Annotated in this window: 18 protein-coding genes and 1 riboswitch; all 18 genes read right to left on the minus strand. The window is 35.8% G+C overall.

The window, feature by feature from the left end:
* Nucleotides 1-87: 87 nt before the first annotated feature.
* The 18 genes from CC92_RS20805 to CC92_RS0106850 all read right to left on the minus strand — a co-directional run bounded on the left by CC92_RS20805 (nt 88) and on the right by CC92_RS0106850 (nt 25,104).
* On the minus strand, nt 88-621 hold the full coding sequence (locus tag CC92_RS20805) for a glycoside hydrolase family 25 protein (protein WP_051650790.1): 534 nt from the start codon (nt 619-621) through the stop codon (nt 88-90).
* Nucleotides 588-1,973 (minus strand): hypothetical protein, encoded by a 1,386-nt coding sequence (locus CC92_RS21510; RefSeq protein WP_051650789.1) that lies wholly within the window; start codon nt 1,971-1,973, stop codon nt 588-590. Before CC92_RS21510 ends, CC92_RS20805 begins: the two co-directional genes overlap by 34 nt.
* 145 nt (nt 1,974-2,118) lie before the next feature.
* Nucleotides 2,119-2,979: a methylenetetrahydrofolate reductase [NAD(P)H] gene (metF, locus tag CC92_RS0106775; protein WP_029503700.1), complete on the minus strand. Its 861-nt coding sequence runs from the start codon at nt 2,977-2,979 to the stop codon at nt 2,119-2,121.
* Nucleotides 2,980-3,192: 213 nt separating this feature from the next.
* Nucleotides 3,193-4,113, minus strand: a complete 921-nt coding sequence (locus tag CC92_RS0106780; protein ID WP_029503698.1) for a dihydrodipicolinate synthase family protein — start codon at nt 4,111-4,113, stop codon at nt 3,193-3,195.
* 47 nt (nt 4,114-4,160) lie between these two features.
* Entirely contained in the window at nt 4,161-7,301 is a 3,141-nt protein-coding gene (locus CC92_RS0106785; protein WP_029503696.1) for a glycosyl hydrolase, read from the minus strand.
* Between the two features lie 43 nt (nt 7,302-7,344).
* A complete protein-coding gene (locus CC92_RS0106790; RefSeq protein ID WP_029503694.1) occupies nt 7,345-8,370 on the minus strand; it encodes a sialidase family protein in 1,026 nt (341 codons plus the stop codon).
* On the minus strand, nt 8,357-10,693 hold the full coding sequence (locus CC92_RS0106795) for a helix-turn-helix domain-containing protein (RefSeq protein WP_029503693.1): 2,337 nt from the start codon (nt 10,691-10,693) through the stop codon (nt 8,357-8,359). The genes CC92_RS0106790 and CC92_RS0106795 overlap by 14 nt, the downstream gene beginning before the upstream one ends.
* A 93-nt stretch (nt 10,694-10,786) precedes the next feature.
* A complete protein-coding gene (locus CC92_RS0106800) occupies nt 10,787-12,445 on the minus strand; it encodes an extracellular solute-binding protein (protein WP_029503691.1) in 1,659 nt (552 codons plus the stop codon).
* Between the two features lie 22 nt (nt 12,446-12,467).
* A complete protein-coding gene (locus CC92_RS0106805; RefSeq protein WP_029503689.1) occupies nt 12,468-13,355 on the minus strand; it encodes a carbohydrate ABC transporter permease in 888 nt (295 codons plus the stop codon).
* 12 nt (nt 13,356-13,367) lie between these two features.
* Nucleotides 13,368-14,309: an ABC transporter permease gene (locus CC92_RS0106810; RefSeq protein ID WP_029503687.1), complete on the minus strand. Its 942-nt coding sequence runs from the start codon at nt 14,307-14,309 to the stop codon at nt 13,368-13,370.
* 14 nt (nt 14,310-14,323) lie between these two features.
* Entirely contained in the window at nt 14,324-15,856 is a 1,533-nt protein-coding gene (locus CC92_RS0106815) for a DUF5605 domain-containing protein (RefSeq protein WP_029503686.1), read from the minus strand.
* Nucleotides 15,857-16,275: 419 nt separating this feature from the next.
* Nucleotides 16,276-16,716 carry a YhcH/YjgK/YiaL family protein gene (locus tag CC92_RS0106820; RefSeq protein WP_029503685.1) on the minus strand — a complete coding sequence of 147 codons (441 nt, stop codon included), beginning with the start codon at nt 16,714-16,716 and terminating at the stop codon, nt 16,276-16,278.
* Nucleotides 16,717-16,942: 226 nt separating this feature from the next.
* Entirely contained in the window at nt 16,943-18,130 is a 1,188-nt protein-coding gene (locus tag CC92_RS0106825; protein WP_029503683.1) for a cation:proton antiporter, read from the minus strand.
* A 180-nt stretch (nt 18,131-18,310) separates the two neighbouring features.
* Nucleotides 18,311-18,384: riboswitch (Fluoride riboswitch) on the minus strand.
* 80 nt (nt 18,385-18,464) lie between these two features.
* Nucleotides 18,465-19,550, minus strand: a complete 1,086-nt coding sequence (locus CC92_RS0106830; protein WP_029503681.1) for a glycoside hydrolase family 130 protein — start codon at nt 19,548-19,550, stop codon at nt 18,465-18,467.
* A 16-nt stretch (nt 19,551-19,566) separates the two neighbouring features.
* Complete coding sequence (locus CC92_RS0106835) at nt 19,567-20,553, minus strand: LacI family DNA-binding transcriptional regulator (protein ID WP_051650788.1); 987 nt, start codon at nt 20,551-20,553, stop codon at nt 19,567-19,569.
* A gap of 29 nt (nt 20,554-20,582) precedes the next feature.
* Nucleotides 20,583-22,076: an alpha-amylase family glycosyl hydrolase gene (locus CC92_RS0106840; RefSeq protein ID WP_051650787.1), complete on the minus strand. Its 1,494-nt coding sequence runs from the start codon at nt 22,074-22,076 to the stop codon at nt 20,583-20,585.
* 155 nt (nt 22,077-22,231) lie between these two features.
* Entirely contained in the window at nt 22,232-23,146 is a 915-nt protein-coding gene (locus CC92_RS0106845; protein ID WP_029503675.1) for a DUF1861 family protein, read from the minus strand.
* Nucleotides 23,147-23,157: 11 nt separating this feature from the next.
* Nucleotides 23,158-25,104 (minus strand): hypothetical protein, encoded by a 1,947-nt coding sequence (locus CC92_RS0106850; protein WP_029503673.1) that lies wholly within the window; start codon nt 25,102-25,104, stop codon nt 23,158-23,160.
* Nucleotides 25,105-25,159: the final 55 nt, after the last annotated feature.

Below are 25,159 nucleotides of genomic sequence, written 5' to 3' on the forward strand. Positions count from 1 at the left end.
TAAACAAGTAACTTTACGTGATGCAGCTATTGTAATCACAGGTTTATCCTGCGGAACCCAGACAAGTCTCATTTTTCCAACATTTCTTTAATCTGATATGTTTCGGTTTGCATAATCAACAAAGCTTATATTCAAATCAACATTTCCTTTGATACCTGGAATACTCCCGGAATCTGAATACTGATACATCTGGAAATCATACGGAAATGTTAGGTTATTTCCGTAATAAGCAAACCATAAATCATACGCTGATAATTGCTCTAAATCAATACCCATTACCATCCACTTTGTATTTGCATAAATCATTGGATGGTATCCTGCACTCTGAATTTTCTCACAAAACGTTTTCGTAATATCCGTTCTAAGCTGTCTTGATAAATTATTCGCTCTTGCATCATAGGTTGTAACATATTCAGTATCAAAAATTACCGGATAGGAAATCTTGTAATCTTTGATCTGTTCCAATACAAAATCCGCTTCTTCCATAGCTTCCTCTATCGTTGTTGCTTGTGAGAAGAAGTAGACACCTACGGAAACTCCTGCTTTTATTGCACCTTCTATATTTTGAACAAAATATGGGTCAAGCTCTAACGTGCCTTCATTAAAACCTCGAAATCCCAAAGAATGATTGCAAATTCTACTCCTGATTCCTTTACCTTCTCCCAGTCGATATCCCCCTGATATTTCGATACATCAATCCCATGGATTGATTTCTTAACCCCTTGCTCCACATATTCTAATTTACCATCCGACTGTACAAAATTCTCTAGTTGATAGGACAACCGTGGTATTTTATCGGATATTGGGACCAAATACCGCTTATTTTGATGCCCCCATAACGCTATTCTTTCCTTTAAAATACCTGTACTTGGAATAATTAATCCGCCTTTTTCACTATCCTCTTGATCTGCGGTTACATAAGCACTGTAAATTGTCTTACCTAATGATATAGTGCCATCCTGAAGAATCAGTTTTGCTGATAACTCCCCAAGATACTCTTGTTCAGAAAGTGAGACTACAGATTCAATGGAAATTCCATCCTCTGCAAAAATTAAATTGAAGTCTTTCTCAAAATTTGGTAAAAACTCATCATAATAAACAGCATCAATATAAGCTTCTTTCGTTATAGCATACGTATAAGAAGCAGAACCAATCTTCATAGTCATCCTCATATCACCATCTTGATTGTTGGCACTATGTAGTTCTTCATAATTTAAAACAAATAAATCTTTTATCGCCTGCTTTATCGAAAATACTGGATATTCTCTTAAGGTATCCACATCTATTATTCTTATTTCCTCTGGTATGATATCCTCATCCGTATAGCTAAGAAATGCGAATTGTTTCACTCCTTCTGACAGGAAGGTTCCAACCTCAGGACATAAGTCTTTCAAACCAGCAGATAAATCATAATCCCAATTCATCTCCATCATCTTTGTCCCATTATCAATAAGAATGCGGCGGCGGTCTTCTATTTCTTCCTCTAAAAACTCATTACGATAGCATATCTTTACCGTCCCATCCGTAAATACTAAGTATTCGTATCCGAATAATCGCTCCATTGAAACCTCAAATGGCGCTATTTCATTTTGAAGCTCAGGAGTAATTAAGTTTGCTAGCTCCTCCACTAGCTTTACGGATTTAACCGCTGGGACTATCTCTCCCCCTTGGTTATTCCCCTCTTGAAAGAGGGAACCGCCAGAAGTTGGGACATCACTTTTAGCGCCCAATGTTAAATAAACTGCAAAAGAAATGCCAAGTATCAATAATAATACACCCTCAAAAAGTGCCAATTTCTTAAATGAGACTCTTCCACGTTTGTTATTTTTCTTTTTTTCCATTGATTCTGTAGGTAAGCTTTTTATCGGTTGATCATTTAATTTTTTCTTAACTTCATCTAATTCAGATAAGACAATCTCCAAATAAGCCTTCATATCCTGAAGCTCTCTGTTATCTCTTCCTTCGTTATCCATTATGCTCTCCTATTTGATATTATTTAAGCGAAGAACGCTTTCTGTCTTTCCTAAGTTTTACGCTACCTAGATACCTTCCATTACCCCAACGGTAAAAGGCAAATGGTCAAAATTCATAGCAACTGTAGTTGCAGACTTATTCGACTTACAATAAGCGAAAGATAGCATCATGTATCTTCGTAGCAATGTATGAATTATTCATTGTGTACAAGTGGATTCCATCCACTCCACTGGATACTAAATGCATAATCTGCTCTACTGCATAAGCAATTCCAGCATCTCTTAATGCTTCTTCCTGGTGTTCATAACGTTGCAATATCTTAGCAAGCTTTGAAGGAATACTAACTCCACACATGGTAACCATACGTTCAATTTGCTTCTTATTTACTACTGGCATAATGCCTGCTTCAATTGGAACTGTAATTCCTTTCTTTCTCGCCTTTTCTAAAAAGGCAAAAAAGTAATCATTATCAAAAAATAATTGGGAAATAAGATGTTCTACACCACAATCCACCTTATGTTTCAAATGTTCTATGTCTTCCTCCATACTAGATGCTTCCAGATGAATTTCAGGATAACATGCTCCTGAAAGATGAAAATCTCCCTTTGTCCTAATGTATTCCACTAAGTCGCTGGCGTATGTAAAGTCTTTCTTCGGTTCTATCTCCGGATTTCTATCCCCTCTTAACGCTAAGATATTCATAGTTCCTTGTCTTTTAAGATATTCCAGTATTGTATTCATATCTTCTTTCGTGGAATTTACACAAGTAAGATGGGTGAGTGCATCAATTCCATAGTTTGATTGTATGAATGATGCGATGTCACAAGTAGTATGATCTGCTGTATTTCCTCCCGCACCATAAGTCACACTAATAAAATCAGGATTTAATTTTGTTAATTCTCCTAATACACGATAGATGCTTTCTACAGGACTGTCCTTTTTGGGCGGAAAAACTTCCAAGGAAAATACCGTTCTCCCCTGATCAAACTTTTCTAAAATCTGCATCGGCCTACCTCCAAGACTATCTCTTTTTGAAATCTTATCAGAGGTTTCCCTTCTCTGTCAACAGCTTACGATTGGTTCTAGCAAAAAAATACACGAATCGCAATCCAAATACGAGTGATGGGACATATCGCTTAATCTTTCTTACCCAATTAAAAAAGCTAATTCCTCTATCATCTCTTACGGAGGGAATCAGCTTTCTTAATGTATTATTATTTATACCTGCAATCTCTTTCTTATCTCTTCGGTTAATGAAATTAGCTGCTCCACCTCAAGACGTTGAGCATAAGTAAGATTTGATGCAGCAAGCTTTCGAGTCATCAGATCAAACGGTAAGTTCATACGCTGCATCGCATATTTCGCATTCACAGGATAATTACTGTTTTCTATTAGGGAACACATGGTTAGCACATCAGAGAGAAGTTTTGCTTCCTTAGGGTGTTTTAAGTAATTCTCACAAAGCCAATGGTACAAAGCAGGATGAAAGTTAGCCATAACCCCACTGTATCCAGCTGCTCCTGCACATAGTGAGTCATACAAGGTTGCTGTGTTAGCATTGTAAAGTTTCATTTCTGTTTGCTTAACAATCTCTAATTTCTCATTGATACTATCCATTCTGCAGCTAGTATCCTTAAGGAAATGGAATCTCCCCGTTTCTGCACAATATCTAGTAACTTTTGGAGTTAAGATTCTCTTATACGGATAAGGGCACTCATAAAACCCTAACGAAATCTCTTCGGATAAAGCATTCATGAGGGCCTCAAGATGGAATAATAATTGATCATCCTCCTCTCCTTCTAATACAAGTCGGTTCGATATCAAAATCAGAGCATCAATTCCGGTATCCTCCATCCGTTTTAATTCTTCTATCTGATCCTTTGGGTCATTTGATATGTGACCAGAAGCTATCACAGGACGTTTACCAGCAACTTGCTTTACAAAAGAAGCAATTTTATAACGCTCTTCTAAGGAAAGAAAGAACATCTCACTGGATTGGCAAACTGCAAATAAACCATCACATCCCTGATCAAAGTACCAGTGTACTAAATGCTCTAGCGCATTATAGTCCACTTTATTCTCCTCTGTAAATGGAGTAAGCATAACTGGCCATACTCCATCTGGAAATCTATTTTTCATAAGTATCCTCCCTACTGTGACTGTTGTTAGGAGCCGGTTATTGCGCCTTACCTTTGGTCTTCATATAGTCTTGGTGGCTGGAAAAGTCCGTAAGAAACAACATTATAATTGGAGCTATATTCTGCACCAGTCGTACGGAAACAAGCATCGTTTGTTACAGCTCTTTTCCTCTCACTTAAGTGGAATGGGCCAAATAGGTTCCTTGGTGACCCCATCACTTCAATGACCAATTGATTCATTCCTGTTTTTAAAAATGTAGTAATGTCAAGATTTGATACAGCCTTCCATGGAACTTCTATCGCTTTATCGTTAACATAAACAGTGACACAAGTCCCAAAATAATCTTCTAACTCTAAATAAATTCGTCTTGTTTTGTTTTCTACATAATCAAACGAATATTCATAACAGATTGACCCGGCATAATGTAGAAACCCTTGAATCGTCCAATCACCGGTAACGATCTCTTTTGGCAGAGGAATTATCTTACGATCCCTGCTAACTCCAAACTCACCACACAGATAGCAATCTTCCAACTCCATATCATTCCTATAGTTACAAGAAAGCTGCAGACAATTCTCACCCTCACACAAACCAATTAATTCTACTTTTTTGATACTTCGATCAAGTAGGTAATCCTTAGGTTCCTTTTTTACAAGCTTACCATTGCAATAGATTGTAAAGTATTCCGGATGTTCTATCGCAAGAGAAAGAGAACCTGTCGGTAGCTCGTTTATATCAAAATAAAACTTAAGCTCCAATGGCTTTCCATCCTCTGGATGCGCTTTTGTAATCCATTGATAACGCTGCTCTAATCCGTTTAGATGAATTGGGCGCATACCTAACTGATCACGTACTTCTTTTTGAGCTTCCCAAACTTCCATCTCCTCTGACCAACCCTCTTGCCCTATTCGATATTGACATCGATCTAAAGTGAAGGTGTTTTCCATTGTATTTCGGATTGTTGTCTTTACCGGGAAGTCATAAAGTATTTTCTTTGTAGCTGGCAGCTTGCTGCCTATATAACATGATGTTGTTGCTTTCGCTGTATCCCCAGCTACATCCTTATTTAAAATGCGATATAGCTTTGAATCTGCCCCACCTAGTGTTGCCTGAAAACATAGTTTGCCATGACTCATACTAGATACTACAGGAAATACTTCTCCAGTCAGAGCATTCCATTCCTCAACAACTCCCAAACGGTATAGCTCAATTTTAACATCATAGCCTCTTGTTCTATCATTATTCACTAGAAATAATGTCTCATCTTCCCCAGTGGTTCTTTGCAAAGCCAAACAACGAGTCTCTTCGTTACCAAAGGAATCTTTTACACTGATAGTTCTGATATTGCTTGCTTCTAAGATGCGCAACAAATCATTCGCATCTTCCGCAATGATACAGCCTTGGTTTTGAAAAAGCGCGGATACTTCTGGGTTCTCCTCTCCTTCTAACATTGTAGCAAAAGGCTTCATAACAATCAGTCTTCCACCAGCGTCTAAAAATTCCTTTAACAGTTGATAGGTAGAGAGTAGCATGGTATCAATTGGTGGTATTATTAAGGTACCATACGTTACTTTACCAACTCTTACTTGGTTTCCTTCAACCGTTGCATATTTTGACATAATAATCTCATCTCCAAGATCCATATCAAAATGATGGAAGCAAAGGTCTTTAATAAGTTCATTGTATGCATATCCTATTTCATCTACTTTAGGAACATCTCTTTCATAACGTCGTATCGGATTACCATAGGGACTAGTCCCAAGCATACTCCATGCTGTACTAGAAGGATGTAATAAAAGAATCTGCTGTTTTGGAACTCCCTCTTCTAATACAGAACCAAGCCTTGCAAAATAATCCTCTACAACATGATTTTTCTTCCACCAGGAGGTATTATAATTAAAGCATGGCGGATAATCTCTTTTCCTGCAGCCCTCAATTGTATAAAGCGCCAGATGCTGACATCTTAGATTAACACCAAGAGCATACTGCCAGTCACCAACATATCGCTGCCCCTCGAAGGTAAATTCCCACCCAGTGCAACCATAGGTTTCAGATAGTACATGCTTTCGTCCCAATTGATGGGCTACGCTGGAACATTGCTTCACGGTCATAAACTCTTCTGTTCTCTCTTGTAGCATATCAATTCCGGGAATGTGCTCATACTCATAAAGCGGCATAATTGCTCCACTCACTCTGGTTGCCAACCCAAGCTTGTCCTCTTGTAAAAAATGTCCTGTCAAAGAAAGTCCATGATTCTCACACCACTCTCCAAGTACTTTTGCATAGGATTCACTATACCGAATGGTTATGGTATGCCAATAATCATGTCTGATTTTTCTACTCTTTTCTCCATTAAAATAAAGATATGGTATCAAGTCCAGCGGGTCGTAACCTCGATTTTCTTCAAAATATGTAATAAATTCATAGGTCCACGGGATCCATCCACGATTTGCTGGAAATTTCGTGTGGGTATCTGCCAGACCAGGCTCATCCGTAAATATCCCTGGTATTGTTTTTCCGAATTCTTCACCACATAAATTGTAATACTGATCGTGTGTCAAGGAAATAAATCGTCTTACTGTTTCTGGATTCAGATTATCAGGAGGTGCTTCATTATTAAACCACTCACTCGGTTTAGAAACCTCCAGTCGAGCAATTAAGCACACCTCACCTTCCTCTAATGTATTATGGGTAATAACTTTTAAATTAGTTGACTCTCGCTCTTTCTCTATTCTTCTAAGCGAAAAAATGTCATGCTCTTTTACTTTAGCTGCATAGACTGCAAGAAGTTCTTTCTCCTTCCAATAGTCTTCACAAAAATTTTCGCATACTTCAAGCGTTAACCCTTTACAACGATATTCATCTCCTCCTGCGGTAACTTTCCCTCCCGCAGTACCAGACGGCCATCGGTCTTCATCATAAAGCCAGGCATACATTCCTAGTTTTTTTGCCTCATCAATGGCTGTTACGATACATTGGTTCCACTTCTGTCCCATGTACTCTGTTTCAAGGCCTTCTCTAGAATGCATGAAAAATCCACCGATTCCTTGTTCCTGCATCTGTCTTATCTGTCTTCTGATTTCTTCCGTATCAAGTTCTCCATTCCATGCCCAAAAAGGAAAAGAACGAGAAAATGTTGGTGGATTTATGAATTTATCTTTTATCTTTCTCCTTGTATTTGATTCCATATTAAGAGCCTCACTTTCCTGCTACTTGTCTGTAGCTTTCCTATCACTCATACTTAATTTTAACAAATACAATTCGTTCTCGTTTCCATGTGTATGTTATTAATATTTCATTGTTATCATTGCAGATTACTGCAGGGTATGCAAAACCACCAGGGCCATCCTCAAGTGTTACAAGCTCTTTCCATGTCTCTCCATTGTCCTCGGAATAAGACGCAATCAGTGGGGTCCTTGGTCCTTTATAATAGTTTGGTAAGTTATCTGTAGGATTATAGATTAGCACCAGTACTTCTCCTGGAAGTTTTACAAGATCAATTCCGCTGTTATTGTTTGGTAATGAGGTTGCATAGGCAAGATTCCAAGTCCGTCCATTATCCGTAGAATCGCTTCGAAAGATTTTTGAGCTTGTGCTGCGAAGTAACATATGTACCTCACCCTTATCATCCTGCCACAGGGTAGGTTGAATCACTCCTTTTCCAAAACAGCGATGTTTACTATAAGGATAATCTACCATTTGAATATTATAACCTGCCCTTCTTACAGGAACAATCTCACTTTGTTTCCAGGTAGTACCATCATCTTCTGAAATATCCACGAAGGCATCCCATGTTTCGCCCTCGAAAGACGCTGGTGCTAAAATATCTCCATTACTAAGACGTATCGGTTTATTTTTAACCGGACCTCTCCCTCCAGAGCAATCTCCTTCCACTAACTCTTTTGGCGTTGACCAAGTTTCACCATTATCACTTGACGTAATCACCCACGTCTTCCATTCTGGTATCGTAACGCCAACTTTATAAAACAGCATAACCGTCCCGTCTTCCTTCTGAAATAATACTGGATTCCACATTGCTACTGTTCTAGTCTTTTCTATACATATCGGTCTATTAAAGCCTTTGCTAGTCCTTATACTAATCCAAATAGTAACGTCTGCACCCTTTTCCCAGGAGCCTCCAAACCAGGCTACAAGTATATTTCCATTGGCTAACTCTACTAACGTAGATGCATGCGCACTATCAAACTCTCTATCTTCTTCAAATATAAACTCCTTTGTAATATCAACAATCTTCACTTTCTTTGTCCTCCTGTGTGGTGGTAATTATGCGATACTCATTTGGAGAAACACCTTCTAGCTTACGAAATATTCTAAAAAATGTACTTCTGCTTTCTATCCCAACGGCAACTGCGATATCACCTATTTTCATATTCGTATGAATAAGTAACTGCTTCGATTGCTGGATGCGAACTTTATCAATAAAATCCGTTATGTTTTCTCCCGTTTTTATTTTATATATTTTAGAAATATATTTTGCTGTTAGTCCAAATTCGTCTGCAATAGAGTCGAGACTTAAATTCAAAGCATAATTTTTCTCAACATATTGCTTGATTTTGTAAACTGTTCCGTATTCTTCTCGTTGCTCTTGACCATTTACAAGTTCTAATACATTGGTTAAGAACTCCATAATATTTTTTTTACTTATTATGATATCTTCTTCTCTATTTAAATTTTTTACTACTTCAATCATGGCATACATATTTTCCATTTCTGTGTACTCAAGCTTGTTTTCTTCTAGACAACGTTGACCGACATAGTATACCTGCATAAAAAGTTCTTTCAAGTCTTGATATTCAATGTTTCGTTTTATATTCTCATCCAACAGCTGGTTTAAAAGCTGTAATAGCTTTTCCTTATTACCTATGGTAATGCAGTTTACTATTTTCTTTTGGTCATAGAATGTAAAGGATATCTTATTCTTCCGTGACAATTGCTGATAATCCTTTAATTCAAACGCATTATTTGGATTGCAGTTACGTAGTGCCACCATTGCATGGTTATAAGAATAGTTTAACTTATGAATGAAGCAAGGATAGCTATCCATACCAACTTGTACATGATAAAAATCGATATCCTCTTTAAATATAACTTCAAGTTCATTGATAGAATTCTTAATCTCTTCCAAACTTCTATTCCCATCATAGTTCACTATACAGGTAAATAAGCCCTTCTGTATTTGAAATACATAACATAATTCTTTCTTATCCAATATGGTCTGTAAGATATCACTTAGTTTTTCGGTAATCCTATCCTGTTGTTCTGTAGAAAAACTTTCATAAAATTTTTCTGTGAAGTTAAATAGTATATTGGTACAGATATAATTATCGTAAAGAAATCCATGATGCTCTCTTAAGATTTGCAATAGCTCCTCTTTCTTTACTATATCGATTCCATTAATTAAAAGCTGCATCTGATGTTCCACATAGCTTTCACCATAATATTGGAGTTTACTATTGTAACTTCGGTTTTCCGCAACCATATTTTCGACGCTTTGCTGCAAATAGCTTACCTCATCAACAATCGTATCTCCTGTTTCCTCTGAAATAGACGAAATCACTGTATTAATAGGTTTATATATTCGATAGGAGAAAAATACAGACAACAATATGCCGCTACCGATAAGAGCAACTCCAAGCATTAATATATAATACAAATTCGAATACATCATACTATTTAATTCTATCACAGGTACTAACGCTACAAATTTAAGACTTGAATACTCTGATTTTATGTGAAATACAGAATAATCTGCATTGTCAATTGTTAAGTTATTTCTCCCACTGTTCTGTGATAAACTGTTAATCAGTTTTTCTGTTCCTTCTGTTGAATAACTAACTTCTGAACTTTGTAACAATAATTGATCATCCTGTAGTATCAAAACATTAATACCATTTAATATCGTTGCACAATCCAATATTTCTCTTATCTTTTCACTGCTAACATCCGCAATAAATACGACCTGTTTTCCCCTAATATTTTTTGCATAAACGATAGGTAACACTTCACCCATCGTGCCATATGTATTACTATATACTTTAGAAGGTTGTAACAACCGAAATGAATTATTTTTAAATTCCCCTTTCCAATATTCCTCTGGATATAACTCATATTGAAATAGTTCATTAAAATAAAAATCTTTCGAATAAACTCCTGCTCCAGAATAAACCTTATCTGATAACGAATAAAACGCATAATAGCGTTTCACAAAATCACTGAAAAGAGATTCATTTTGTGTTAAAACCTTACATACTCTGTACTGCTCTGCCTGTATCTCGGTTGTTTGTTCCTCTTCAATTCGGTAAAACTCAAGAACTGACTCACTGTTAAAGAAAGACAACGCCATCTTTTGAACTGTCTCAATCCTAGTATCGATAGTATCTGAGATAAATGATAGGTTCTTCTCAACTTTACCATATATCTGTTCCTTCAATTCTCTACTGGAAATAACGTAATTTATGACTAAAAACACAAGCAATAATGATAATACACTAAGGCAATACATAAATAGACGACGTAAAAAGCTTCTTTGGTGTAAGTTTTGTAGAAATTTATATATCATTTGTAAACACCTCCATAAAGAGCTAGACTCTCCCTTTTTCTCTATTTTAGCAAAAGAGAGAGCCTATTTCACTACTTTTTACGTTGTAAATTATTATCTGTTCTGTGCATTATTATAGATCTCTTCTAACTCTCTTGCACCAAGTTTATTTGCTCTTTCGATTACGGAATCCCAATTGTCAATTGGTTCAACACCCATGATATATTTGTTGTATTCTTGTTCTAGCATAGTGTTTAGTTCAATTAAGATATCAGCTGCACGTTCTGCCTCATCTGTAGTCATGGATGGATCGATATGTGGTGGTTTATATGCATTATCTGTCTGTACGATATTCCAATATTCATCCATATCATTTGTCCAGTCACCAACCATTTTTTGGATTTCCATCGTTGTTTTTATATTACATGCATATAAGCTAAAGTTTAACTTAGTAACACCTAGATCAGCAAATACAGCATAATAGGTGGATGGATTTGCTCCTTTAAATTGCATTACATAATCTTTAATATATTCTGGTTCCCCTTTCTCATTATAAGTAAAGCTGTATCCCTCTTTACCATAATTCGATATATCAGAACCTTCATCTGAGTACATCCAATCAATGAATTTCACAAGTGTATCAATATTGTCAGAACCCGCATTTAGTGCATAGAATCTGTCTGGTAATGCAGTCTCATAAGAAATAGCTCTGCTTTGTCCAAATGAATTTTTTGGAATAGGTATTAGCTGAAGTGTAGCACTCTCATCTCCTGCAATCTCTCTTAACGTTGGGTTATAGTTCATACCAAATCCACTATTATCAATGTATAAAAATGACTTTCCACTGGTCATCTTTGACTCTAATTGTTCTCCTGTAGTAGTTGCAAAGTCAGGATCTAGTACTCCTGCTTCATAAGCTTTATTTAAGAAGGAAAGCACAGCTTTAAACTCTTTTGTAGCAGGTCCATATACATAGGAGCCTCCATCCACATCATAATCATAATATAATCCAGTATTACCATATCCAGAACCAAGCATGTAGGAAGTTGTTTTTAATAATTGAATGGTTCCCTTTCTTCCTGTCCAAGGTATAGAATCCGGATATAACTCTTTTAATTGAACTAAAACATCCAATAATTCATCAAAAGTTTGTGGTATATCTATATTGTGTTTTTCCAAAAGATCAGTACGGATAACCGGTCCAAAGCCATTTGCAATCTCTCCTCTTTGTATTACAGGAAAAGCATATAGTTCACCATCAATTAGATAATTCTCCATCTCTGGATACTCTTTCCAAAACTTATAGAAGTTTGGCATTGTCTCCTCATTTACATATTGCATTAAAGGTTGGAATACTCCAGTAGAACCATACTGCACCAAATCATTTCTTCTCACATAAACAAAGTCTGGAAAATTATTCGTTGCTAATAAAACACTTTTCTTTTCTTCGTAATTACTTGTTGGAACGACTTGATAATCAAGCTTTATATTTGTCTTATCAAAGATTTCTTGTTGTGCAGGAGCAAAGTTCTTAATTGGCTGATTTGTATTATCAGACAATAATACACTTACCGTTATTTCCTTATCTGAAAGCTTTGTTGAAGTTTCATTTGAATTACTTGTGTCACCTGCACTCTGTGTTGGCTGATTTGACGAACCATTATTTGCATCCTCGTTCTTAGTATCCTCTGACTTCTTGCACCCCGTTACGCTTAAAACCATTACTACTGATAAAATTAAGCATAATACTTTTCTTAACATTCTTTTTCCCATAAAATCCTCTCCTTTGTTTTATTTATCCTTTTACAGCACCTACCATAACGCCTTTTGTAAAATACTTCTGTAATAATGGGTAGATCAGTAATATTGGTACTACTGCTACTATTATAACAGCATATTTGTAGTTGGTTGCTACAATATTCAGTGCACTGGAAATATCACTTCCCTGATCCGTCATTTCACCTTGTACAACAATATCACGTAAGATAATCTGTAATGGATACTTTCTGGAATCGTTAAGATACAGCATTGCTGGGAAATAGCTATTCCAATGTTGCACTGCATAAAAAAGCGTCATAGTCGCCATAATTGGTTTTGATAGTGGAAGTACAATTTTAGTTAAAATATGAATATCATTTGCTCCATCGAGGTAAGCAGACTCTGTTAGTGATGTAGGAATCGCCTGGAATGAGGTTCTCATTACAATCATATTGTAGGTACTAATTGCAGATGGTAATACAATTGCCCATATTGTATTAATCAATCCCAAATTCATAATTACTAAGTATAGTGGTATCATTCCACCATTAATAAACATTGTAACTGTAACAAATATCGTAAATACCTTTCTTCCATAAAAATCTGGTCTCGATAGAGGATAAGCACACATTGCTGTACATAATAGATTAATTAGAGTACCTAATCCGGTATAGATAATCGTATTTTTATAGGAAGTCCAGATTCGTTCTGTATTAAGAACTATCTCATAAGCCTTAAATGTGATTCCTTTCGGTAATAAGGTAATATCACCTTTATTAATATGACTCGCTGAACTGATCGAGACAATAAAAATATAATACATCGGATAAAACATAATGATCGCAACGATTGCTAAAATAATGTAGTTAAAGATGTTAAAGCAACGGCTGCCCTTACTGTATATTTGTTTTTTCGTATTTTTCATGCCGTCACCCCTCTACCACATACTAGTCTCGCTGACCTTTTTAGAAATCTTATTCGCGGATATTAAAAGTATCAAGCCTATGATTGACTGAAACAAACCAACTGCAGTTGCATAACTTAAGTCATTGTTTATGATTCCTCGACGATATACATAAGTCGATATAACATCTGCTGTTTCATAGGTAGATCCGTTATATAGCAACAATATCTTTTCATATCCTAAGTTCATAAGTTTACCAATCTGCATGATTAACATAACAGATACGGTAGGTGCGATACTCGGCAACATGACATGACGAATTCTCTTTAATCGTCCTGCACCATCAATCATTGCAGCCTCAACAACCTCTTGATCTACTGCTGTCAATGCAGAAAGATAGATAATAGAATTCCAGCCTGCTGATTGCCAAATTCCAGTCGTTGTAAAAATAGTTCTAAAATACTCTGGAAACATTAAAAATTGAACTGAGTCGTGACCAAAGTAATTAAGAATTTTATTTATCAATCCATCCGATGCTAAGAAGTTTGTTACCATACCGCAAACAACTACGCTTGATATAAAATGAGGTAAATAACTGACACTTTGCACAACTCTTTTAAAAACACCATTTTTTAATTCATTTAACAGTAGTGCTAAAATAATTGGAATTGGAAATCCCCATAGCAAACCGTATATATTCAGCAATAAAGTATTTCTTACCAGCTTCCAAAAATAACTATCTGTCAGAAACTTTTCAAAGTGCTTAAATCCAACCCATTCACTACCACTAAAGCCTTTTACAATGTTATAGTCCTGAAAAGATACGATGACACCATACATTGGTAAATAGTGAAACAATATAAAATAAATAAAAGGAATTACAAAGATAATATAAAGATACATACTTTTTTTTATCATTTTCAGTCTAGAACTTTTGACTCTTGTTGGAATCGCGTTATTTTTATTTCTCTTCATTCTTTCACCGCCTCTCATTTCTCTATTTTTGCAGTAAGTCGTATTGCCATATAGGTTTTTCCAGGCATCGGTACCTCAAATTTACCTTTACCAGTTCCCATATCTGTAATTGTCATATCCCAAGTGTCAATTAATTCAATCTGATACTCTGTCTCATCATCAATATAAAAAGGCTTTCTCATTGGCCTAGTGCGGTCAAAATAGCAAAGTAGAAAACTCGGATGCTCATCATCATCCTCTTGTAAGATTGCTGTTGTACCAAACTTAGATGGTGTTCGAAGCTTAAGACCATGTCCAGGTATTTCATTCATGATTTGCAACAAAAATTCAAGACGAGGTGCTGATTCACCATGAAGGTCTCCTCCGTGAGACCACCAAAGTATCCCTTCTGGGTTTTCAAACGTTTCCCCATGTCCTGCATAACAACCTCTACAGACAGATTGCCAAAATCTTCTTACCATGTCTTCTCCTGTGATATTCCCCCAGTCACCATATATGTTCCCTTCATAGCAGAGTTCATCAATCACTACTGGCTTTTGATACTGACTTCTCCATTGGTCTGATAATTCTACAGGTTTGAAATAATCCGTTCTTTGGATACTGCAATGAGTGATCCAATCTTTTGTGTGATCATAAAATGTTCGCCAGTTATGTATTGACCTGAGATGATCATATGGATCTATGTTCTTGATGGTATTTCCATAATGTTCCCATTCCTCAATCGTTCTGTTTTGCATCAAATCAAATTCATTAGCAAGGGACCACCAAACATTTCGATAAGCAGCAAATCTTGCTACAATATAATGGAGATATAAATCATTTTCTTCTGGAGTCATATAAGAAAATCGCCAACGATCATATGGATGAAATATAATGATATCCGCTTCTATGCTCATATCCATTAGATTTTGTAACTGCTTTTCTATACTTCTAAAAAATTCAGGAACAAATTTTGTACAGTCAAACTGATTTTCATCACTGTAATCATAATCCTTAAAATTATCAGGAGTCATATTTTCAATGTTAACTGGTGTTCCTTCATAAGGAAATTGAATTGGATCTTTATAATTGAACCAATAATGCTTTGGAAAGATACAAAATCGAATCTTATTAAATGGACTTTTAGAAAGTGCCTGTAATGTCTTTGACTGAAGTTTCTCACTTTGGTGTATCCATGCATAACAGGTCGTTCCAATGGAGTAATATGGTGTACCATCCTCGTAAGCAAAATGAAACTGATTCGCTACCTTAACTTTACCATGATTTCCATTCTGCGCTTTGGTTACCACAAAAGCTCCCTTATAGGTAGTGTCAATGGCCGAGCCAATAATATTAAACTGGTACTCTTCTATATAGGATGGCATAAAACGTATCCGGTAAATCCCATCGCCATCGTAAAAGCCTTCTACCTTTTTCGTTTCACTTTTACTCACAAATTCTCCGAATATGTTAAAATCCACATAAGGATTCCCTTCTTTTTTTCCATTTACTGCAACTTCCCATACACACCACTGTTCGATTGTTTTACAAAACTTGATGTCATTCATCTTATCTGTTCCTTTCTTTCATTTTTGCTATGTGATTAAAGATTGTTGCTTGCTCCTTACACCTAAAGTATAAACTGAGCAATTTGTGATGTAAATTTCCACTTTTCCTTCTTTCAGTTCAGTTTTCCCCTATCTTTTTTTGTGTCTTATTTTTCTGCCTATTTATGTGTCATATTTCCTCTTTCCTTTATTTATAAGGCTTCCCGGTATATGAAATGGATCATTTCATTATTTTTTTCTATCAGAATTAAGAAGCGTTTGCGAAATATATATATAAGCGGAGCGGTTTTAATGATAGAACGCAAGTTCCTATAAAAAAAATATCTCCAACTACATAATCATAGTTGGAGATATTTTTATTTTTATTTTCACTTTGCTTTGACAAAGAGTGTTAATCTATTATTTTGATCAACTCAATATTATTTTATGGGTAATTTAATTACTATTTTATGATACTCCTTAGGCGCTGTGAAATGACAGCAGGGTTTATGTGCATCCTCTGGAAATAAGATATATATCATTCCCGCTTTCATTTCTATTGCTGTTCCATTTCCCGTTAGAAACTTACAATCTTTTTCTGTGTTATAAGGTTCACTGATAGTAAGATCATCTATACTTGCCCATTCTACAATTTCCTCACCATGAACCAGAATCTGAACGTCGATGTATCTTTCATGTGCCTCAAACCGTCCTTCATTTATTGGTATCGTAGTTCCTTTTTGTATCATATAAAATCCTTTACTCAACTCATATCTGCCTACTTCTGATTCGTTTTGAGCATATAGTTCATCAAATGCTTTTCTAAGTCCTGGTATCATTGCTTCATATTTCTTAATTTCACTTTCGTTACATAAAATCATGTATTTATCATTCCTTTCGCTTTATTGATAGAAGCATTCCACTAGTAGCTAACGAAATGAACCACTGTTATTCTATTCTAACATTGTTAATCATCTGTAACAACATCTATTCCAATATATACATTGTTTGCAAACACTTGCCATGATTATATTATAGAAGCAATATCGATACGCTACGCATACCTGCATAAATCCGGTGTAAAAATACTCTTTTTTGGTGGGTATATCAGAGGTTTTCCTTCTCTGTCAACAGCTTACGATAGGATCTGTCTATAAAAATTGCTCCCAGTGGTGCTGTGATTAAAATAGAGATCACCGCTACGGTTAAAACAATCTCACCACATGGTAAACCCATGGAAAAAGGAATAGCACCAATCGCTGCCTGAACAGTTGCTTTCGGTGTATAAGCAAGTATACAAAATATTCTCTCTTTCCTGGTCAGAGGGGTTTTGATAAGACAAAGCAGTACTCCTAACATTCGAAAACAGAGTGCACCAAGAACTAAGATAATTACAACTCCTCCTGCCTTCACAGCATAGGAAAGGTCCACAGATGCACCAACTAAAGCAAATAGAATGATCTCCGCAGCCACCCATAATTTGTTGTACTTTGCAGATAATCGTTCCGAAAGCATTGGATAAGTTTGATATAAGGTAATACCTAAGCTCATGATAGCAAGTAACCCTGACATTGACAGAAAACCTTCCATTCTTGTCTCTAACTCTAATAGTAAAAAAGATATGCTTAGCAGTATCAGTATCTTCACAGAATCTCGAAAATGAAAGTTCCGAAAGAACCAATTTGAAAGAATTCCGACAAATACTCCAACTAAAATTCCTAAAACAATCGATACAGGGATTCTTACAAAAGCTCCAACAGATACTCCTTCTCCTTGTGCTAATGACGTAAATGCAGTAAATAACACAATCACAAATACATCATCCACCGATGCACCTGCTAAAATAAGCTCTGGGATACTATGTTTTTTTCCGTATCCTTCTTCCATAATACGAAGCATTCTTGGTACAATGACCGCCGGGGACACTGCAGCAATTACTGCTCCTATTATCGCTGCCTCTAATATAGAAACATGCAACAGAGGGGGAGCTAATAAAATTACACTGACAATCTCAATACTTGCAGGAACAAAACACATTAGAATAGCAGGACGACCAACTTTTTTTAGTGACTTTAAATCAAGAGATAACCCTGCACGTGTTAAAATAATTACTAAGGCTAATTTTCTTAAATCCGGAGATATCAAAAGAATTGAGCCATCTAATAAATTAAATGCATAGGGACTTAATATCATACCAGCTAATAGTATGCCTAATAAGCTAGGTAATTTGAACTTTTGAGCAATCCCTCCTAATAGTAGTCCAAGCAAAAATATGAGAGCTAAACTAGTTAACATACAAATCTCCTTGTATATGTTCTTTATTTTTGTACCTAATTCATTTTTTGTACTTTTATTGTTATTCTTTCCTCTTTCGCTGTTTTTCCCTTGTTTTTATTCTCTTGGTCTTTTTATTCTTTTGTTTTTACACGCGATTTTTCCTTGTCATGTACAAAAAAAGCTGACTTCTCCTGTGATATCCTCACAGAAGTCATCAGCTTAATAAGCGGTTTAGGTTATAACCAAGGGAGAACTTCATTCCCGTTAGTCAGTATATCAGTTATTATCCTGTATGTCAATCTGACTTCGATTCTTTTATTAAGTATTACTTTAACACTATTTCAATCATGTGTTAAGACTCAACAGATTCCAAATCATCGAAAACATCACATAAAGCAACATCCGCACGACAAATTTTATCGTCTGCTGCACCATAGTATATGATTAATGTCTCTTCTTCTAACAAAACACCACAAGTAAACACAACATTACCAAAGAAACCTTCTGTCTCATAGATTGCTTCTGGTTCTAAAATCGGATGTTTGGTGTTTGCTAAAATTTTAGTTGGATCATTGAAATCTAATAATAATGCTCCTAAGCAATAACGATTATCGCGATCCGCAGCGTGGTAAACAACAAGCCAACCTTTTTCTGTCTTAATTGGAACTGCTCCGCCACCGATACGACCATTAATCCAAGAGCTTTCCTCTGATACGCCAAGAAAATGCTTTTGATTTCCCCAATGTAGCAAGTCTGGTGACTTTGCTATCCACATATCCGGATTGCCAATTGCCATCGGCACTGGACGATTTAGGGCGTAATAAGAATCACCAATTTTTTCAGGAAATATGGTAACGTCTTTATTTTCCGCAGCAAAGATGATACCCTTACGATCATATTCCACAAAGTCTTTGGTTACAATTAAGGAGGTGGAAGCTCCATAACAAGATACCGATGTATACGTTATGTAATAAGCTCCATTTATGAATGTAATTCTCGGGTCCTCAATCCCCCAACTTTCCGATTCTTCTGGGAAAATGTCTGGTGTTTCACTAATGGTAAAATTGACTCCATCTTTGGATCTTGCAATACGAAAGTGAGATAGTGAAGTCAAGTACAGAATCTTTCTTGGTCCATTTTCGCCATTGGTCCATACACTTCTGCTGTCTGAAAAGTCATAGTCTGGATGCTCAGATTTTGATATTGTTTCCACTACGATTGTTTCCACACCATCAATCTTTTTTACCATAGGAATGACTACTTTATCCTCCTCAGTGTTATGAACGGATTCCGCAACACGGCAAAGTAAAATCACTTCACCTTGATACTTTGTTACTCCGCAATTAAATACGCCCTCTACTTTAAAGTCTTCCCTACTAGGTTTTACCTGACTTGGAATAATGAGAGGATTTTGCTCACATCTTCTTATTGCTGTCATGTTAATCTCCTTATGTCTATCCTCTGTCTATGCACTCAAAGACAGAGTCACGTTCTATCATCTTACATTCCACTGTTACAGTTCTAATTTCTGCAGCTGGATTTTGAATTCGATATAGCAACATGTCAAGTGCCTGTTTTGCCATATCTTTTCTGGTAATTCTCATCGTAGTAATCGCTGGTTCAGAGATACTACTGTAGATAACGTCATCAAAACCAACCACACTAATCTCTTTTGGTATCTGATAGCCCTGCTTTTTTAACTGCTTTATTAGTAAATAAGCAATGTGGTCATTGTTACATACAAATGCGGTTGGCAAATCATGAGGTAATTTCAATTCATTGAATTCTCCTGATAGATCACGATCATCTATTCTAAAGTCTTGTCGATATTCTATTCCAGCCTCTAAAATTGCTTTATAGTATCCTAAGAAACGATCATTAATGCTACTTGTTACATTTAAATTGCCAACAAAAGCAATCTTTTTATGTCCTTTATCAATCAGGCTAGCTGTTATGTTATAACTTGCTTGATAATTATTGCAGATAATGGTATCTAATCCGCTGTTGCGATAATAAAAATCGACGCAAACTGTTGGTAATGCAATTTTTTTAATTTCATCGATACATGTTTTAGAAAGCTGTCCTAAAACAATGATGCCATTGAAATTTTTCAAATCGCTCTCTATAATTCCTTTTTCACCCTCCATTTTTGTTATCACCTTCAGTGATAACACCATGTTGTGTAACCCAGATAGTTCATTCATCCGTTTATATAATTCTCCATAGAATTCTTCTGTCTTATCTAGGAATATGTCGGTTGCTAAAATAAGAATTTTATATCGAGCCTGCTTACTATATACATATCCAAGTTTTCCAGCGACCTGCATAATTTTTGCTTTCATCTCTTCTGAAATATCATCACTTCCTTGAAAGCACTTAGATACAGTCATTCGTGATACTCCGATTTCATTTGCAATATCTTGCATAGTTACTTTTTTCATAACAATACCCCTTTATGGTAATAATCCTATTATAATTTTAGACTTTCATCCTTTCCTAAACATAAAGCAACTGCATTCATTGGTTTTAGTACCTCTGATTCTTCTTGCGTTCCAAGTACCTTTTGATATCCCTTTGGTAACAAAACTTCTGTTTCTCCAAAATTAAGATAGAACGTAATAGACTGATTTCCACTCGTTCTTCTATAACTTAGTACAAAGTCTTCTAAAGCAATAAAATCATAATTACCTGTTTGCAAGATTTCATTCTCGTTGCGAAATGCGATCATTGTTTGATAAAATTGATAAAAATCCTCATTCAAATCTTCGTCTTTCCACTCTAATAAACTTCGGGAAAAATCTCTCGTGTTCTGATATGCGAGTGCAAATGCTTCTTCCTTGTTAAATCCTTGTTTTATAGCATTATTGTACCATAATCTTCCTTGAATGTCTTGTATTTCCTCGATGCTCTTTGGTCTGAAATCCTTCGTCGGAATTTCTTCTCCTTGATATAAAAATGGAACTCCTTTTAAAGTTAACATCATAAATGCAAGTAATTTCGCATGATTAACCTGTTCTTTACATAACCTAGAAAAGTGTCGTTTCATATCATGAGTTGAAAAAAATAGTGTAGGAACTATCTGATGTTTTTCACATTTTACTAATTCCTCATAGATTTTCTTCAAATCAAAATTTTCAATACTTCCGATATTAAAATTAAAACAAGCATCCAACTTTTCCTTTCCCACGTATGGTAACATATCTTCTAGATAATCTTCTCCTATCTCACCTAATAAGAACTTATCGTTCCAGTTTGATACGAATGATTTCAATTCTTCAATAAATTTTAAGATTCCAGGTTGGTTTTTGTCGTACTTATGAAGCTGTTTCCCATTTTCATACGGATTGTCAGGCCACTTATCTCGCTGCATTTTCAAAAAATTAATGACATCGAATCGAAAGCCATCCACACCTAGGTCTAACCAAAATTTTAAGACCTGAAAGATTTCTTCTTTTACACGTGGATTACTATAATTTAAACATACTTGCTCTTTGGAAAAGGCATGATAGTAATACTCGTTTGTTTCTTTCTCATATTCCCAAGCACTACCTGCAAAGAACGATTCCCAATTATTCTTAGGTTTTTCTTCCCAGATGTAGTAATTACGATATGGATTCTCCTTACTCTTTTTACTTTCTAAAAACCAAGGATGTTGATTCGAAGTATGATTGATAACAACATCAATAATAACTCGAATCCCATACTCATGCGCTCGTTCTAACAAATGTTTAAAATCTTCCATCGTTCCGAAGGTTTTATCTACATCATAATAATTACTTATATCATATCCATTGTCTACACGAGGAGAAGGATAAAATGGAGTCAACCAGATTCCTTTGATGCCAAGTTCGGATAAATAAGGTATTTTTGAAATAATCCCTTGTAAGTCACCAATTCCATCCCCATTGCTATCGCAAAAACTAGGCACATAAATTTCATAAAATACTGTACGCTGATACCACATAGTAATCTCCATTCTATAGCAACAAAATTGTTATCATGCCTTCCCAAATGCACTTAGTGAAGAATGCGTACTTTGCATTCTTCGCGTGTGAAGTTTTAGAATCTCTTAGGTGGTGTCTTATAGCACCTAAGAAACTATCTTCACACTGAAATCAATTATTGAAATGGATTTGGGATGACTAAAGTTTGAACTTCACAGTCAGAAACACCAACAAAAAGTTCCGCTTCATTTTCATTAATTAGATTCAACCCACCACTAAATAATACATCAACTAAATCCTCACGTTTGCTTGGTCCATCAATTAAATCTGCACGTTCTGCAATTATTTTTGCATCTGTATATTCTCCAGTAATCGGATCTAGGATAAAACTCATTGCGTAATAGTGGCGTACATCACCAGGTGTAAACTTTGCTATATGCCCAAGCACACCGATTCTACCATCCTCTAACAATACTGGTTCATTCGCTCCGCCCCATTCTTCATCATCGAATAACTCAAGTAATTCTGCACGATCAATGACATCTGCATTTAAATCGGTAATTGCATCAATTGTTGTAAAACCTATTTTACCACGACCACCTACGATACCTTGTGGACGACTAAAAACACCGATACGCCCATCTTTTAATTCAACGACACGAACGTCCTTCATTCCTTTTGGTCCAGTTGCGAGCTCTTTTAAATTGTCTAAGCTTGTTCCATAATAAAACTTTGTATGCCACCATAGTGCATCTGGATTGTCTGGGTGAGGAAAAATCTCAGTTCCGCCAAAAACATAATAATCAGACACTTTAGTAATGAATGGATCTTGAAGATCATAGCTTTTTAAACCTTCTAATGGATAATAACAATTCTCTTCTTTTTCATAGAAAAATACTGCTTTGGAATGTTCACTATCTCTTTTTTCCACTCTAGCACAGATTACTTTCTTCCCTTCATATAAAAATGCTGCAGTAGGGTTATATACATCGCAGTCTGAAACTTCAAAAAAGGAAAGTTTCTTTGGGTCTTTTACTTGTTTTGTTGCGCGATATTCTTCTAATAAAGTATCAATTAATCTAATTGCCATCTGTCATTCTCCTACTCTAAAATTAAACGAATTTCTGTTTTATCAGTTAAACCACTATTCATAATCACTTCAATGACGAAGTTTTTACTTCCTGTTCCTAAGTCATCTACAGAGAACGTAAGATCATCTAAACTCTTTACCGTTCTCTCTTCATTATTGATTGTTACTTTTACTTCTTTTACTTCATCATCTTTTATTGTGCTTAAGCATTCGGCTTTTATTGTAAACTTTTTAGTTACTTTAGAAAGATTTTCTAAATTAGTGATACTAACTGTCATATAGTCACTTCCGATAACTTCACCGTTTACTTTATATGCATTATTTTCTTTCGTAACAGTCCCACCACTTGGTATCTCAACAATCACAACACTATCCTTGGCATCGATTGTTAGTTCCACGTCACCAGATACCCCTTTTGCTAGATATTGCTTTGTTACATTATCATATAAGTCTACGGATCCATTACTTGTAACAACATAGGACACGGTCTGTTTTGTATCATGTGGATTATACATAAGATATGCAGGATATTCTCTATGGAATAAATCAGCCGTTGTCAAATTAATTCTTAAGATTGCTTCTACATTCGTTGGCTCTATGATTGCTCCTAATAAGCCAACATGGGCAGCACTGTATAAAGAAAAGTCCGTTTCTGCCCAGCCATACACGGTTGGATCTCCACCAAACCATGGAGTTTTCGAATTGGAACTTTTACGAATTCCCTCATAAGGAACAATGCTTTTTGCCACTTGATTAAACTCCCTAGCTTTCTCATAAAGATTGGTGGATTGATTTTCTTTATTTGTCTGATCTGCAAAGAAGTATCTAGAATTACTAACAAGATTTAAGTACCATTTTCCTAAAGTGGAGGCATATTTAGCATCATATTTTACAAGCGGTGAAATGGCATAGGCTGCAGTAAAAGTATTCATGGCAAATGCATAACCGCCACCATCTGTAGTACTTCCCATAAGTCCATTCATGCTGTAATCACCCCAATCACCAACAATAGAGCCCCAGCCACCACGAGGAATGGAGTTCCCATTCATGACGTCATCTAATATATCTTCTACATCAATGCTTGTTCCATAGTTTGCATTAAACATCGCTGCTAGATAAGGTGCAAAATATAATAATGCTTCGTACAACGGACTTCCAAAGTAAGTATTTAAGTAAGCAGTTGCATCGATTGCTGCTTCTAGGTACTCTTCTTTTCCGGTAAGTTCATAACCATAATAAAGTAATAGCGCTATACCAGCTGCACAATCCGGTTCTGTCCAAATATCATTTTTATAAGGTTGCATCGTGCTAAAATTAAAACCTGTATAATCAAAACTTCCACTTTCTTTCATGATCTGATACGCTTGATACCAGCTATCAATACAAGTAAGAGCTTGATCTCTAATCTCAGTTTCATTCGGATAAAGAACCGATACCTGCGTAAATAGAATTGCTGGATAAAGCAGATACCACATGGATGTTGTCTCTGAATTTCCACTTGGATTATTTAACATGATCTTTTCTTTTTCTGAATAAAAAGCACTTAACATCGACACATAATTCCTACCGTCTTGGCTGCTTTTATCAACTCCTAGTTGAGTAGCACTTAATACTGCTGCAATTGCAGTAACAGCCTCCTGAGCGCCATCTTTATGCATTCTTTGATCACCAACATAAGCTGGGATACCAAAAGACTTGTAGGTGTTATCCTCCCAAATCAGTGGTAGGTAAGTACCCTCTGCGGTCTGGTCAAACATAAGTTGGTCTAATTTTAATGCGGTTGCTTCATAATCATAAAAACTATAATTCTTTGGAATTGCACTTTCATATCTAGCAATTCGATTTAACTCTTTTTGAGATGTTGCATCACGTAATGCGGTGGTTGGTTTTGCAATACTACAACCAGTTAAGCTTACGATTAAGGTAAGGCTTAAAATGGAATAGAATTTTTTCTTCATAAAACCTCCATTTTGTCGAAACAAGAAAAAGTACGCTTCGCGAGCTTTCCTTGTC

The sequence above is a fragment of the Lachnoclostridium phytofermentans genome (genome assembly GCF_000733755.1).
Taxonomy (GTDB): Bacteria; Bacillota; Clostridia; order Lachnospirales; family Lachnospiraceae; genus Lachnoclostridium; species Lachnoclostridium phytofermentans_A.